This window comes from Micrococcus sp., from assembly GCF_034179925.1.
Taxonomy (GTDB): domain Bacteria; phylum Actinomycetota; class Actinomycetes; order Actinomycetales; family Micrococcaceae; genus Micrococcus.
The window spans coordinates 1-13,870 of the sequence record NZ_JAXFPG010000015.1 but is presented as its reverse complement, the minus strand read 5'-3'; the positions used below and the strand labels follow the sequence as shown (position 1 = coordinate 13,870).

Here is a 13,870-nt window from a genome sequence, read left to right as displayed (position 1 = left end):
AAAGCTTGCCGCCATTCCGTGTTGGGAAGGGCCTGCGAGGTCGGGACGGGATTCGAACCCGCGTATACGGCTTTGCAGGCCGCTGCCTCGCCTCTCGGCCACCCGACCAGGGATGGGGGACTTGCGAGCGGATGACGAGATTCGAACTCGCGACCTCCACCTTGGCAAGGTGGCGCTCTAGCCAACTGAGCTACATCCGCGTATTGGTCCGTCGATCCGGCTCCCGAAGGCGTCCGTTCCGGCGATTTCCAACGAGTGAAGACTCTAGACCACGTTCGGCCAGGACGCAAAACGGGGGATCGTCCCGGAGCGTCACACTGGCGTCATCTGCCCTTCACCGGCCCGTCGTCGACCCGTCCGGGCCCTGTCGTCGCCGCGTCCACGGGCCCTGCCGGAGGCGGGGGTGCGGTCCGCCCTCGGCCTCGGGTTCGGCAGAATGGGACACCATGACCCAGCCACGCCTCGCCCATCAGACGCCCCAGGGACGCATGTATGCACGCTCCCTCTCGGGGCTGCCGGAGGTTCCCTCCATCACCACCGTGATCGGCATGGAGCGGATGGACCTGGACGGCTGGGTGGGCTGGATGGCTGCGGACGCCGTCGCGAAGGACCCGCGCCTGCCGCAGGCCGTGGGCTCGGCCGCACAGCTGCGCCAGCTGGCCCGCCAGGCCTCCGACGCCGCCGCCCGCTACCGGGATGCCGCCGCCGAGCGCGGGGACCGGGTGCACGATTACGCCGAGCAGGCCGCCCTGCGCGCTCTGGGCCGCCCGCACACCATGGCCGAGGCCCGGGCACGGCTGATCGAGCACGGTGAGGGCGCCTACGCGGACCGCTTCGACGAGTGGTGGGACCTCTACGAGGTGCAGCCGGTGGCCGCAGAGATCACCGTGTGGAACCACACGGTCGGCTATGCCGGCACCCTGGATCTGGTGGCCCGCATCGGCGGACGGCTCTGCCTGATCGACTACAAGACCAAGGGCACCGGCCGGGACGGGCGTGTGAAGGCGCTGGACCCGAAGGTGGTCATGCAGCTCACCGCCGGGCTCAAGGCGGAGGAGTCGCTGGTGGACGCTGAGGCCGGCACCTGGGAGCCGTGGGCGCACGGCGGCGCCCAGATGCTGCTGGGAGTCGCGTTGGGGGAGACCGAGGTGGTGGTGCACCAGGCGAACCCGGCGGTGCTGCCGCGCCATTGGCACAAGTTCTGGGCCCTGCGCCAGGTGTGGAAGCACGCCCAGGCGGTGGACGACGCCGGCCCCGCCCTGCGCCCGCTCGGCCCGCCTCCGCCCTCGCGCCCGGTGCGCGGGGGGCTGCAGGCGGCCCAGGCCGCAGGCTTCGCTCCGGCATCCCCGGCAGCCCCGGCGACCCCGGCGACCCCGGCGACCCCGGCGACCCCGGCGACCCCGGCGACCCCGGCGACCCCGGCGACCCCGGTCTCGGTGCCGCCGTCGTCCTCCGAGCCGGCGCCCGCGCCGGAACAGGCCCCGGCCTCGGCCCCGAGCGTGTCCGCCCCCGTCGATAGGCTGGAGCCGTGACCGTCCTCCCCGTGCGCACCGTGCCCGACCCCGTGCTCAGGACCCCCGCCGCCGCCGTGCCCGACGGGCAGGACGTGCGCGGGCTCGTCGCGGACATGACCGAGACCATGCACGCCGTCGGCGGGGTGGGTCTGGCCGCCCCTCAGGTGGGGGTGGGGCTGCGCGTGTTCGTGTTCGACGTCGCCGGAGCCGCCGGGCACGTGCTCAACCCCGTCCTGGAGACCTCCGGTGCGCCGCTGCGCGAACCGGGGGAGGGCTGCCTGTCCGTGCCGGGGCTGCGCTACCACCCCGCCCGCGCCTCCGAGGCCGTGGTGCGGGGCACAGACGTCGAGGGCCGGCCCGTGGAGTACCGCGGCACCGGCCTGCTGGCCCGCTGCCTGCAGCACGAGACCGACCACCTGGACGGCGTCCTCTACGTGGACCGTCTCGACGGCGAGGAACGCCGTGAGGCCCGCCGCCGCCTGCGCGCCCAGACCCCCGAACCGGAGGCCCGCCGCATCGCCGCCCGCCGGGACGGGCTCGTGGACTCCGCCTTCACCCGCCGACGCCCCGGCGCATCCGACCGACCGGGAGGACCCCGATGACCACCCCCACCGCCGGCGCGCCCCTGCGGGTCCTGTTCGCCGGCACCCCGGACACCGCCGTGCCCGTGTTGCAGGCCCTGTTGGGCTCGCGGCATGAGGTCGTCGGCGTGCTCACCCGCCCGGACGCCCCTGTGGGGCGCAAGCGCGTGCTCACCCCTTCCCCGGTGGCCCGCGCCGCCGAAGCCGCTGGCGTGCCCGTGGTGCGGGCGGCCCGTCTGCGCGGCCCCGAGGGGGCCGAACCCCTGGATGCGGTGCGGCGCCTGGCCCCGGACGTGGCCGTCGTCGTCGCCTACGGGGCCCTGGTGCCTGCCGAGGCGCTGCGGATCCCGCTCCACGGCTGGCTGAACCTGCACTTCTCCCACCTGCCCGCCTACCGCGGTGCCGCCCCCGTTCAGCGGGCCGTGATGGACGGCGTCGCCGAGACCGGCGCGGACGTGTTCCAGCTTGAGGAGGGCCTGGACACCGGGCCCGTGTTCGCCCGCCTCACCCGGCCCGTCGCCCCGGAGGACACCGCCGGGGACCTGCTGGCCGCCCTGGCCGAGGACGGCGGCCCCCTGGTGCTCGAGGTGCTCGAAGCCCTCGCCGCGGGCACCGCGCACGCCCGCCCGCAGTCCGGCACCCCCACCCACGCGCCCAAGCTCACGGCCGCCGACGGCCTGATCGACCCGGCCCGTCCCGTCCGTGAGGCGGCCGCCCGCATCAACGGCGTCACCCCCGAACCCGGTGCCTGGGGCCGGCTCGTGCCCGAGGACGACGCCGGCGCCGACCCGGTGCGCCTGAAGGTCGGCGGGGTCCGCCCCGTCGCCGTCATGGACCCGGACTGGCCCGCCGAGCTCGGCCCGGAGGCCCCCGGCGCGATCCGCCTGGTGGGACGCCGCGCCTGGCTGCGCACCGACGGCGGCGCCCTCCTGCTCGACCGCGTGCAGCCGGCTGGGAAGAAGGAGATGGCCGCCGCCGACTGGGCCCGCGGCCTGCCCGGCCCCGTGGCCCTGCTGGCCGGCCCGGCCCTCGACGCCGAGCAGCCCACCCCCACCGACCCTGCACACCCGACGACGGGAGAGACCCGATGAGCCCCGAGCACGGACGAGGCGGCGCACGCCGCGCAGGCGGCCGCGGCCAGGACGGCCCCCGCCGGGGATCCGACCGCCATGACCGTCAGGAGCGCCAGGATCGCCGCGACGCCGCCGGTCGCCAGCGCAACCGCGGCCGCTCCGGCACCGGACGCCACCGCTCCGCTCAAGCTCCCTCCCAGCGCAGCCGCGCCGCTGACCCCGCCCGCGCCACCGCCTTCGCCGTGGTCCGTGCCGTGCACGCCGAGGACGCCTACGCCAACCTCGTGCTGCCCCAGCGCATCCGGGCCGCCCGCCTGGACCGCCGCGACGCCGCCTTCGCCACCGAGCTGGCCTACGGCACCCTGCGCGGTCTCGGCCTGTACGACGCGATCCTCACCCGTTGCGTGGACCGCCCCCTGGACCGGATCGACGCTCCCGTGCTGGACGCCCTCCGGCTCGGCGCCCACCAGCTGCTGGCCATGCGCGTGCCCGCCCACGCCGCCCTGGACGCCACTGTGGCCCTCGTGCGCGACCGCATCGGCGCCGGCCCCTCCGGGTTCGTCAACGCCGTGCTGCGTCGCGTGAGCGAGCGCCCCCTCGAGGACTGGCTCACCGAGGCGGCCCCCCAGGACGGCGGCGAGGCCGCCCAGGCCGTGCGCACCTCCCACCCGGCGTGGATCGTGCGGGCCCTGCGCCAGGCGCTCGCGGCTCACCCGGCCACGGCGTCTGCGGATGTGGCCGCGGAGCTGGAGGCCCTGCTGGCGGCGGACAACGCCGCCCCGGTGGTGAACCTCGTGGCCCTGCCGGTGCCCGGTGGGGAGGAAGCCCTGCAGTCGGCACTGGAGGATGGTGCTGAGCCCGGCCGGCTGGCCCCCGGCTCGGCCCTGCACCGCGGCGGGGACACGGCACGTCTGCCCGGTGTGCGCGAGGGTGTGCTCCGGGTGCAGGACGCCGGCTCCCAGCTGACCGCCCGCGCCCTGGCCGCGGCCCCGCGCGGGGAGGCTGTGGAAGCGGCCGGGGAAGACACTGTGTCCGAGGCCGGGCCGGGGGCGGCGGGGGAGCGGTGGCTCGACCTGTGCGCCGGCCCCGGCGGCAAGGCGGCCCTGCTCGCGGCCCTGGCCCATGAGGCCGGTGCCCGCCTGCTGGCGAACGAGGTGGCCCCGCACCGGGCCGAGCTCGTGCGCCAGGCCCTGGCCCCCGTGCCCGCGCAGGCCTGGCAGGTGCGCACTGGGGACGGGCGCACCATCGCGGAGGCGGCTGGGACGGACCGGTTCGACCGTATCCTCGTGGACGCTCCCTGCACGGGCCTGGGCGCACTGCGCCGCCGCCCTGAGTCCCGGTGGCGCCGCACCCCCGCAGACCTGGCCGAGCTGACCGGTCTGCAGTCCGAGCTGCTGGAGGCCGCCGTCGCCGTGCTGGCCCCGGGCGGGGTGCTCGCCTATGTGACCTGTTCGCCCCATGTGGCCGAGACTCTCGTGCAGGTGCAGGACCTCGGCCGGCGCCACCCGGAGCTGGAACAGCTCGACGCCCCCGCCGTGCTGCAGTCCGTGGCCCTGGAGGACCTGCACCTGGCCCCGGCGGAGGGTACGGACCCGACGACGGCGCGCACCGCGCAGCTGTGGCCGCACCGCCACGGCACCGATGCGATGTTCCTGGCCCTGTTCCGCGCCCCGACCGCCTGACCTGGAAGGAACCATGACCGGCGCCTGCCCCACCCCTCACCTGCACCCCTCGATCCTCTCGGCCGACTTCGCCCGCCTGGCCGAGGAACTGGGCCGCATCCCCGGCGCGGACGCCGTGCACGTGGACGTCATGGACGGGCACTTCGTGCCGAACCTGACCCTCGGGCTGCCCGTGGTGGAGGCCATCCGGGCCGCCACGGACCTGCCCCTGGACATCCACCTGATGATCGAGGACGCCGACCGCTGGGCACCGGCCTACGCGGAGGCCGGGGCGGAGTCGGTCACGTTCCATGCTGAGGCAGCCCGCGCCCCGATCGTCCTGGCCCGCGCCCTGCGTTCGGCCGGGGCGAAGGCGGGCATGGCGCTGCGCCCAGCCACCGGTGTGGAGCCCTACCTGGACCTGCTGCCCGAGCTGGACATGCTCCTGCTGATGACCGTGGAGCCCGGCTTCGGCGGACAGGCATTCCTGGACGTGATGCTCCCGAAGATCCGCCGCGCCCGGCAGGCGATCGACGCCGCCGCCACCCCGATCGCCCTGCAGGTCGACGGCGGGGTGAACCGGGAGACGATCCTGCGCGCCGCCGAGGCCGGGGCGGACGTGTTCGTGGCCGGCTCCGCGGTGTTCGGCGCCGAGGACCCGGACGCGGCGATCACCGGGCTGCGCGCGCTGGCACGGGGCGAGAGCGCCTGCTGAGACCGTCCGACTCGTCCCGCAGGGGTGGGGTGGGGCCTCCTTCGCCCGGCCCCTGCCGCCGTGCGGCGTCCCACGCCAGCCCCACGGTCAGACCCAACAGTGCCGGCACCGTCCACCCGAAGCCCACCGCGTAGCCCGGCAGCACCTGCCCGGCCAGGTCCGTCAGCGCCGTCACCGCGGCGGTGTAGGCGAGCACGTCCGGCAGAGCACCGAGCAGGTCGAAGAACGCAGCCAGCGCCGTGGCCGCCACCATGCAACGGGCCACCACCAGGTGATGGCGCACCCACGGCCACGCCAGACCGAGCAGGATCACGACCATCGCGATCGGGTACAGCAGCATCAGCACGGGCACCGACCACGCGATGATCGCATCCAGGCCCAGGTTGGCCAGCGCCAGCGAGACCACCAGGAACACCGCCGCCCACACCCGGTAGGAGCCCGGGAACATCTGCGCGAACATCTGCGCGCACGCCACCGTCAACCCGATGCAGGTCTTCAGGCACGCCACCAGCACGATCGCCGCAATCAGGTAGCCGCCCACCGCACCGAAGTAGTGGCTGGCCGTCCCGGCCAGCACCGCGCCGCCGTCGTCAGCCGCCGGCAGCGCCCCATGGCTCGTGGCACCCACATAGGCCAGCGCCGCATAGACCGCCGCCATGCCCAGGCCCCCGAGCACACCGGCCTTGCCCAGCTCCACTGCCGTGCGCCGCGGCCCCTCCACACCCAGCCGGCGGGCGGCGTCCACCAGGACCACCGCGAACGCGAGCGAGGCCAGCGCGTCCATCGTGTTGTACCCGTCCAGCAGGCCCGGCAGCAGGGAACCGCCCGCATACGGGCCTGTCGGCGCCGGGGCCGGGCCGGAACTCATGGGCACCAGGAACGCCGCCGCCACCAGCACACCCAACAGCACCAGGAACACCGGCGTCAGGAACCGGCCCACCCAGTCCATCAACCGGCCGGGGCGGAACGCGGCCACCGCCGCCAGCACGAAGAAGGCCAGCGTGAACACCGGCAGCAGCTCCTGCCCGCCCCCGGTCAACGGGGCCACACCGATCTCGTAGGACACCGTGGCCGTACGCGGAATCGCGAACAGCGGGCCGATCGTCAGATACAGCAGGCACGTGAACACCGTGGCGAAGCCCGCAGAGATCGGGCTCGTCATGCCCCGCACCGACCGGGCCCCCGTCACCGCGGAGGCCACCACCCCCAGCACCGGAAGGCCCACAGCCGCCAGCAGGAACCCGGCTGTGGCCACAGGCGTGGCCGCCCCCGCCTCCCGGCCCAGACCAGCGGGGAAGATCAGATTGCCGGCACCGAAGAACAGGCCGAACACGAGGGAGGCCAGCAGCAGGGTCTGGCCGGGACGCAGGCGAGAGCTCATCGCACATCTCCCAGAACGGTGGGTAGGGGTAACTCATGGCCCCGCGCGTCGCCGTGGAACGGCGCGGCGGCAACCGACATGCCATACTCGCAGACAAGCAACGTGCTCCGAGATGCGGTGGAAGTCCGCACCGGCGGTGACAGCCCGCTAACCGCGCGTCGTGCCCCCACCCGGGGGCAGCGGCCCGCGGCCTGACCGGTGGAATTCCGGTGCCGACCGTACAGTCGGGATGGGAGAGGCACGCGGCCGAAGCCCCCGCGCACCCCTGCGCGCCCGGGGCCACGGAGCGCACCCCTCGGAGCCTGACCGAGAGAGGCGCACAGCTCCGATGCAGTGGCTCGTCGACGCATTCACCTGGACCATCCCCGTCGCCGGCGGGGGACTGCTCGTGCGCGAGCTCGTCGGCAACCTCTTCGGCCTGGCCTCCGCCCTCGGCGGCATGGCCCGCAAGGTCTGGGCCTGGCCGGTGGGCATCATCGGCAACCTCCTGCTGCTCACCGTGTTCCTCGCCTCCCTCGTGGGCGGCGCCGACCACGCCACCCTCCTCGGCCAGGCCGGCCGCCAGGTGATGTTCATCGCCGTCTCCGTGTACGGCTGGATCCGCTGGCGCCAGGCAAGCCGGGGCCGCGCCGCCGGTGCCGAGGCCATCACCCCCGCCTGGGCCGGCACCGGCGGCCGCCTCACCCTCGTGCTCGGCATGATCCTGGGCACCCTCGCCCTCACCCCGCTGTTCCGCGCCCTGGGCTCCTGGGAGCCCGTCTGGGCCGACGCCTGGACCTTCGTCGGCTCCCTCCTGGCCACCTGGGGCATGGCCCGCGGCTGGGTCGAGTTCTGGCTCGTCTGGGTGGCCGTGGACGTCGTCGGCGTCCCCCTGCTCTGGTCCTCCGGCTACTACGCCACCGCCGTGATGTACGCCATCTACGGGGTCTTCACCCTCACCGGGTTCGTCGTGTGGCTGCGCGCCAAGGACCGCGAGAAGCCCGCCGTCGAGACCCTCCTGCCCGACGGCCCCACCGAAGGCGTCGCCCGGTGACCACCCCCGCGCCGGCCCCCACACCAGGCCCCGGGCCCGACGCCGGCCCCGCCACCGACCCCCTCGACCTCGCCGCCGAGGCCGCCCTGGCCGGGCCCCGCGGCGCCAACCCCCTCGTCGGGGCAGCCATCACCGCACCCGACGGGCAGGTGATCGCCCTCGGCCACCACCGCGGCCGCGGCACCGCCCACGCCGAAGTGGACGCCATCGCCGCCTGGCACGCAGCCCGCGGCGCCGACCCCGCGCTCGCGGCCCTGGACCCGGCCGCCTGCACCATGCACGTGACCCTCGAACCCTGCGACCACACCGGCTCCACCGGCCCGTGCTCGCAGGCCGTGCTCGCCGCGGGCTTCGGGGCGCTGCGCTACGCCGTGGCCGACCCCACCGGCACCGACGGCGGGGGAGCAGCCCGCCTGGCCCGTGCCGGGGTGGCCGTCGCCGGCCCCACCGGGCATGCGGCCTCGGAGCGCCTCACCGCGCGGTGGCGCCACGTGCGCGAGACCGGCCGCCCCTGGGTCACCGCGCACCTGGCCCAGTCCCTCGACGGTCAGGCCGCCGCCGCCGACGGCACCAGCCGGTGGATCACCGGCCCGGCCGCCCGCGCCCACGCCCACCGGGTCCGCGCCCGGGTGGACGCGATCGTGGTGGGCACCGGCACCGTGGCCGCTGACGACCCTCGTCTGACCGCCCGGGACGAGGCTGGCGCGGACCTGCCCGTGCAGCCGGTGCCCGTCGTCGTCGGACGCCGGGACCTGCCCGCCTCCGCCGCCCTCGCCCGCCGCCCAGACCTGATCCACGTGCGCTCCCACAACCCTCACGAGGTCCTGGCCGCCCTGGCCGGACGCCCCGGCCCCTGGCCCCACGGGGCGGACCGGCCCGGGCACCTGCTGATCGAGGGCGGGCCCCACGTGCTCGGCGCCTGGTGCGCGGCCGGGCTCGTGGACGAGGTGTTCGCCTACACCGCCCCGCTGATGCTCGGCCCCGGCCTGCCGGCCCTCGCCGGGCTGCCCGTGGGCACCCTCACCGACGCCCTGCGCTGGAGCCCGGACCCCGCCGAGGACGGCCCGGTGCGGATGCTCGGCACGGACGTGCTCACCCACCTGACCCCTGCCCACCCCGCCTGAGACCCCGCATGAGGAGAGCCATGTTCACCGGGATCATCACCCACCTGGGCACGGTCGTGTCCCTCGAGGAGCACCCCGAGGCCGACACCGCCACCCTCACCCTGGACGCCGGCGGCGCCCTCGAAGGCCTGCCCGCCGGCGGCTCGCTCGCCGTGGACGGGGTGTGCCTGACCGCCCTCGACGACGCCGGCACCGCCGCCGACGGCCTGTTCCGCGCCGACCTGATGGGCCAGACCCTGCGCATGACCAGCCTCGGGGCCCGCCGCCCGGGCGAACGCGTCAACCTTGAACGCTGCCTGCGGCCCACCGACCACCTCGACGGGCACCTCGTGCAGGGCCATGTGGACGGCGTCGGCACCGTGCTCGCCGTCACCGACCACGGCGAGTGGACCACCGTGCGCGTCGGCCTGCCCGCCCGCCTGGCCCGGTACACCGCCGCCCAGGGGGCCATCGCACTGCAGGGCGTCTCGCTGACCGTCACCGCCGTCTCCGCCCCGGGCGCCACCGAGCACTGGTTCGAGGTCGGGCTCATCCCGGCCACCCTGACCGCCACCACCCTCGGCGCGCTCGCTCCCGGGGACGCCGTGAACCTGGAGACGGACGTCATGGCCCGCTACGCCGAGCGCCTGGCCGCCCTTCCCGCCGCAGCGCCCTCCTCTTCTCCTGCCACGCCGACCCCCGCCCTGGAGGACCGCCCATGAGCACCGAGTCCCGCCCCGGCCCCGACGCCGCACAGATCCGCCTGGACCCCGTCCCCGAGGCCGTGGCCGCCCTGGCCGCCGGCCGGCCCGTCGTCGTTGTGGACGACGCCGACCGGGAGAACGAGGGCGACCTCATCTACGCGGCGGCCCTGGCCACCGACGCCGTCACCGCCTTCACCGTGCGCCACACCTCCGGGGTGATCTGCGCGCCAATGCCCACGGTGCTCGCCGACCGGCTCGGCCTGCCGCCGATGACCGCCGTGAACGAGGACCCCAAGGGAACCGCCTACACGGTGTCCGTGGACGCCGCCGCCGGGGTCAGCACCGGCATCAGCGCTGCTGACCGCACCCGCACCCTGCACGTGCTCGCGGGGGAGGGCTCGGCCCCGGCGGACCTCACCCGCCCCGGCCACGTGTTCCCCCTGCGTGCCGTGCCCGGGGGCGTGCGCGCCCGCCGCGGCCACACCGAGGCCGGCGTGGAACTGTGCGAGCTGGCCGGGCTGCCCCCGGTGGCGGCCATCGCCGAGCTCGTCCACGACGACGGCACCATGATGCGCCTGCCCGCCCTGCGGGACTTCGCCGACGAGCACGGCCTGGCGCTCATCTCCATCGAGGACCTCGTCGCCCACCTCGACGACGGCGCCGCCCGCCCGGCGCCCGTCCCCGCCGAGGCCGCCCTGCCCACCGCCCACGGGGACCTGCGCCTGAGCGTGCACCCGGACCCGGAGACCGGGGCCGAGCACGTGCTGCTGTGGGCCGACCCGCCGGCCGGCACCGACCCGGATGCCCCCGTGACCGTGCGCGTGCACTCCGAATGTCTCACCGGGGACGTCTTCGGCTCCCTGCGCTGCGACTGCGGCCCCCAGCTGCACGCCGCCCTCGACGACGCCGCCCGCCACGGCGGGGCCGTGCTCTACCTGCGCGGCCAGGAGGGCCGCGGCATCGGCCTGACCTCCAAGATCCGCGCCTACCGCCTGCAGGACGACGCCGGCCTGGACACCGTGGACGCCAACCTCGCCCTCGGCCTGCCCGCCGAGGCCCGCACCTACGCCGGGGCCGCCCGCGTCCTCGCCGACGCCGGCCTCACCCGCATCCGGCTGGTCACCAACAATCCCGCCAAGGTGACCGGGCTGCGCGAGGCCGGGATCGACGTCGTCGAGCGCCTGCCTGCGCCCACCCCCGTGACCGCCCACAACGCCGCGTACCTGCGCACCAAGCGCGACCGCATGGCCCACGCGCTGACGGACCGGGACCTCAGCGTGCAGACCGGGCCCGAGCACCGGGCCGAGACCCCCACCCCCGCCGACACCGTCCAGGAGGACCCCCGATGAGCGCTGCAGGAGCACCCACCCCCACCCTCGAGGCCCTCGGGCTCGACCCCGAGGCCGCCGCCGGACTGCGTGTGGCGATCGTGGCAGCACAGTGGCACAGCGAGATCATGGACGGGCTGATCGCCGGGGCCCGTGCCGCCGCGGCGGACCTGGGGATCGAGCCGACCCTGGTGCGGGTCCCCGGCACCGTGGAGCTGTCCGTGGCGGCCTCCCGCCTGGCCTGGATCACGGACATCGTGGTGGTGCTCGGCGTGGTGGTGCGCGGGGACACCCCCCACTTCGACTATGTGTGCCAGGCCGTCACCCAGGGCACCACGGAGGTGTCCGTGCGCACCGGCACCCCGGTGGGCTTCGGTGTGCTCACCGTGGACACCGTGGAGCAGGCCCGGGACCGGGCCGGGCTCGAGAGCTCCCGGGAGGACAAGGGCCGGGAAGCGCTCGAGGCCGCCGTGCTCACCGAGCTGGCCCTGCGCGCGGCGGAGGCGGCACACGCCTCGGACACGGCGGAGGAGGATGTGGACCCGGAGGTCGGGGCCCCGGACGACGTGGCCCCTGACGACGTGGCCGGCCCCCGGCCCGTCGCCGGCACCGAGGGCTGAGCTCGGTGCCGCGCCGCGCTGGGTCATGGTCCGGGCCCCGGCGCGGCGGGCCGGTACAGTGGCGACCGTGAAGACCTTCGACGAGCTCCACGCCGAGCTGACGCGCACCCTGCAGGAACGACCCGCCGGATCGGGGACCGTGGCCCGGGTGGACGCCGGCGTGCATGCGATCGGCAAGAAGATCGTGGAGGAGGCCGCCGAGGTCTGGATGGCCGCCGAGTACGAGTCCGATGACGAGTGCGCCGAGGAGATCTCGCAGTTGCTCTACCACCTGCAGACCCTCATGCTCGCCAAGGGGATCTCCCTCGAGGACGTCTACAAGCACCTCTGACCGCCCGCCCCCGCAGGCCCCCGGGCCCCGCCCGACCCCTCCCCGCCATCCGCACCGTCCCAGGAGAACGCCGCCGTGCTGCGCATCGCCGTGCCCAACAAGGGCGCCCTGTCCGAGTCCGCCCGAGAGATCCTCCTGGAGGCCGGGTACCGGCAGCGCCGGGACTCCCGTGAGCTCGTGCTCATGGATCCGGAGAACGAGGTGGAGTTCTTCTACCTGCGCCCCCGGGACATCGCCGTGTACGTGGGCCAGGGCACCCTGGACGTCGGCCTGACCGGCCGGGACCTGTTCCGTGATGCGCAGGTCTGCGACACCGCCGAGGAGATCATGTCCCTGGGCTTCGGCCGTTCCGTGTTCCGCCTGGCCGCCCCCGTGGGTGAGTTCACGCAGGCCGAGCAGCTGTCCGGCAAGCGCATCGCCACCAGCTACGACGGCCTGCTCACCGACTACCTGGCCTCCGCGGGTATCGACGCCACCGTGGTGCACCTGGACGGCGCCGTCGAGTCCTCCGTGAAGCTCGGCGTGGCCGATGCGATCGCCGACGTCGTGGAGACCGGCAACACCCTGCGCGCCGCCGGCATGGAGGTCTTCGGGGAGCCGATCCTGGACTCCGAGGCCATCATGATCGGCCGCGCCGGCGAGCGCCCGGCCGGCCTGGACGTGCTGCTGCGCCGCCTGCAGGGCGTGCTCGTGGCCCGCCGCTGGGTGATGATCGACTACGACATCCGCCGGGACCTGCTCGAGAGGGCCACCGCCGTGACCCCCGGCCTTGAATCGCCCACGGTGTCCCCGCTGCGGGACGAGTCGATGGTGGCGGTGCGCTCGATGGTCCGCAAGGCGGACGCCAACCGCGCCATGGACGAGCTGTACGCCCTCGGTGCGCGCGGCATCCTGATCTCCGCGATCCACGCGATCCGCCTCTGACCGTCCCCGCCCCGCCCCCGCCTGTTCGGAAGGACCCGCCATGACCGTCGCCGTCCGCGTCATCCCCTGCCTCGACGTCGACGCTGGACGCGTCGTCAAGGGCGTCAACTTCGAGGACCTGCGGGACGCCGGGGACCCGGTGGAGCTGGCCGCCCGGTACGGGGCCTCCGGGGCGGACGAGCTGACCTTCCTGGACGTCACCGCCACCTCGGGGGACCGGGACACGGTGTTCGACGTCGTCGCCCGCACCGCTGAGGAGGTCTTCATCCCGCTGACTGTGGGCGGGGGCGTGCGCTCCGTGGAGGATGTGGACCGCCTGCTGCGCACCGGTGCGGACAAGGCCTCCGTGAATTCTGCAGCGGTGGCCCGGCCCGAGCTGATCGGGGAGGTCGCCCACCGCTTCGGCTCCCAGGTGCTCGTGCTCTCCCTGGACGCGCGTCGCTCCCAGGATCCGTCCCTGCCCTCCGGGTATGAGGTGACCACGCACGGCGGCCGCCGCGGCACGGGCCTGGACGCGGTGCAGTGGTGCCGGCAGGCCTCGGAGCTCGGGGTGGGGGAGATCCTGCTGAACTCGATCGACGCCGACGGCACCCAGGCCGGCTTCGACCTGGAGATGATCCGGGACGTGCGGGCGGCCACCACGGTGCCGCTGATCGCCTCCGGCGGTGCCGGCGCCCCCGAGCACTTCCCGGCGGCGGTGGAGGCCGGCGCGGACGCTGTGCTGGCGGCCTCGCTGTTCCACTTCGGCCCGGACGACATGCTCGCCCGGGTGAAGCAGGCACTGCGCCAGGCCGGCCACCCCGTCCGCTGACGCGCCCCCACCCCGCCCCACAGAGCTCCCCCCCCCCAGGGCTCCCTTCCACCCCCTCCCAGGGCTCCGGGGGCGAAAGTGGCCGGAATTC

At 75.2% G+C, this 13,870-nt stretch carries 12 protein-coding genes, 2 tRNA genes and 2 pseudogenes; 13 read left to right on the top strand and 3 right to left on the bottom strand.

The features are described 5' to 3' along the window. Nucleotides 1–37: 37 nt before the first annotated feature. Nucleotides 38–108, bottom strand: a tRNA-Cys gene (locus tag SPI96_RS02675). Between the two features lie 18 nt (nucleotides 109–126). Continuing rightward, nucleotides 127–200, bottom strand: a tRNA-Gly gene (locus SPI96_RS02670). Nucleotides 201–446: 246 nt separating this feature from the next. Between SPI96_RS02670 and SPI96_RS02665 the strand changes: the two are divergent. The 5 genes and pseudogenes from SPI96_RS02665 to rpe form a co-directional block, all read left to right on the top strand. Next, a pseudogene (locus SPI96_RS02665) lies at nucleotides 447–1,406 on the top strand (cytochrome); the annotation flags it as partial. A 122-nt stretch (nucleotides 1,407–1,528) separates the two neighbouring features. Next, entirely contained in the window at nucleotides 1,529–2,116 is a 588-nt protein-coding gene (gene def / locus SPI96_RS02660; RefSeq protein WP_321080822.1) for a peptide deformylase, read from the top strand. A gap of 23 nt (nucleotides 2,117–2,139) precedes the next feature. After that, on the top strand, nucleotides 2,140–3,186 hold the full coding sequence (locus tag SPI96_RS02655) for a methionyl-tRNA formyltransferase (protein ID WP_321080836.1): 1,047 nt from the start codon (nucleotides 2,140–2,142) through the stop codon (nucleotides 3,184–3,186). Next, nucleotides 3,183–4,850: an RsmB/NOP family class I SAM-dependent RNA methyltransferase gene (locus SPI96_RS02650; RefSeq protein WP_321080821.1), complete on the top strand. Its 1,668-nt coding sequence runs from the start codon at nucleotides 3,183–3,185 to the stop codon at nucleotides 4,848–4,850. The genes SPI96_RS02655 and SPI96_RS02650 overlap by 4 nt, the downstream gene beginning before the upstream one ends. A gap of 13 nt (nucleotides 4,851–4,863) precedes the next feature. Further along, nucleotides 4,864–5,544 carry a ribulose-phosphate 3-epimerase gene (rpe, locus tag SPI96_RS02645; RefSeq protein ID WP_321080820.1) on the top strand — a complete coding sequence of 227 codons (681 nt, stop codon included), beginning with the start codon at nucleotides 4,864–4,866 and terminating at the stop codon, nucleotides 5,542–5,544. On the opposite strand, the gene brnQ is transcribed toward rpe, so the two are convergent. Further along, entirely contained in the window at nucleotides 5,501–6,925 is a 1,425-nt protein-coding gene (gene brnQ / locus SPI96_RS02640; protein WP_321080819.1) for a branched-chain amino acid transport system II carrier protein, read from the bottom strand. The genes rpe and brnQ overlap by 44 nt on opposite strands. 328 nt (nucleotides 6,926–7,253) lie before the next feature. Between brnQ and pnuC the strand changes: the two genes are divergently transcribed. From pnuC to hisF, 8 genes and pseudogenes are all read left to right on the top strand, one after another. Further along, nucleotides 7,254–7,958, top strand: coding sequence for a nicotinamide riboside transporter PnuC (gene pnuC, locus SPI96_RS02635; RefSeq protein ID WP_321080818.1), 705 nt, complete (start codon nucleotides 7,254–7,256; stop codon nucleotides 7,956–7,958). After that, a complete protein-coding gene (ribD, locus tag SPI96_RS02630; protein ID WP_321080817.1) occupies nucleotides 7,955–9,082 on the top strand; it encodes a bifunctional diaminohydroxyphosphoribosylaminopyrimidine deaminase/5-amino-6-(5-phosphoribosylamino)uracil reductase RibD in 1,128 nt (375 codons plus the stop codon). The genes pnuC and ribD overlap by 4 nt, the downstream gene beginning before the upstream one ends. A gap of 20 nt (nucleotides 9,083–9,102) precedes the next feature. Next, a complete protein-coding gene (locus SPI96_RS02625; protein ID WP_321080816.1) occupies nucleotides 9,103–9,783 on the top strand; it encodes a riboflavin synthase in 681 nt (226 codons plus the stop codon). After that, on the top strand, nucleotides 9,780–11,114 hold the full coding sequence (ribB, locus tag SPI96_RS02620; protein ID WP_321080815.1) for a 3,4-dihydroxy-2-butanone-4-phosphate synthase: 1,335 nt from the start codon (nucleotides 9,780–9,782) through the stop codon (nucleotides 11,112–11,114). Before SPI96_RS02625 ends, ribB begins: the two co-directional genes overlap by 4 nt. Next, a pseudogene (gene ribH / locus SPI96_RS02615) lies at nucleotides 11,111–11,599 on the top strand (6,7-dimethyl-8-ribityllumazine synthase); the annotation flags it as partial. The gene ribB and the pseudogene ribH, both read left to right, overlap by 4 nt. A 181-nt stretch (nucleotides 11,600–11,780) precedes the next feature. After that, a complete protein-coding gene (locus tag SPI96_RS02610) occupies nucleotides 11,781–12,044 on the top strand; it encodes a phosphoribosyl-ATP diphosphatase (protein ID WP_321080814.1) in 264 nt (87 codons plus the stop codon). 75 nt (nucleotides 12,045–12,119) lie between these two features. Further along, on the top strand, nucleotides 12,120–12,968 hold the full coding sequence (hisG, locus tag SPI96_RS02605) for an ATP phosphoribosyltransferase (RefSeq protein ID WP_321080813.1): 849 nt from the start codon (nucleotides 12,120–12,122) through the stop codon (nucleotides 12,966–12,968). 40 nt (nucleotides 12,969–13,008) lie between these two features. After that, complete coding sequence (hisF, locus tag SPI96_RS02600; protein ID WP_321080812.1) at nucleotides 13,009–13,779, top strand: imidazole glycerol phosphate synthase subunit HisF; 771 nt, start codon at nucleotides 13,009–13,011, stop codon at nucleotides 13,777–13,779. Nucleotides 13,780–13,870 lie beyond the last annotated feature (91 nt).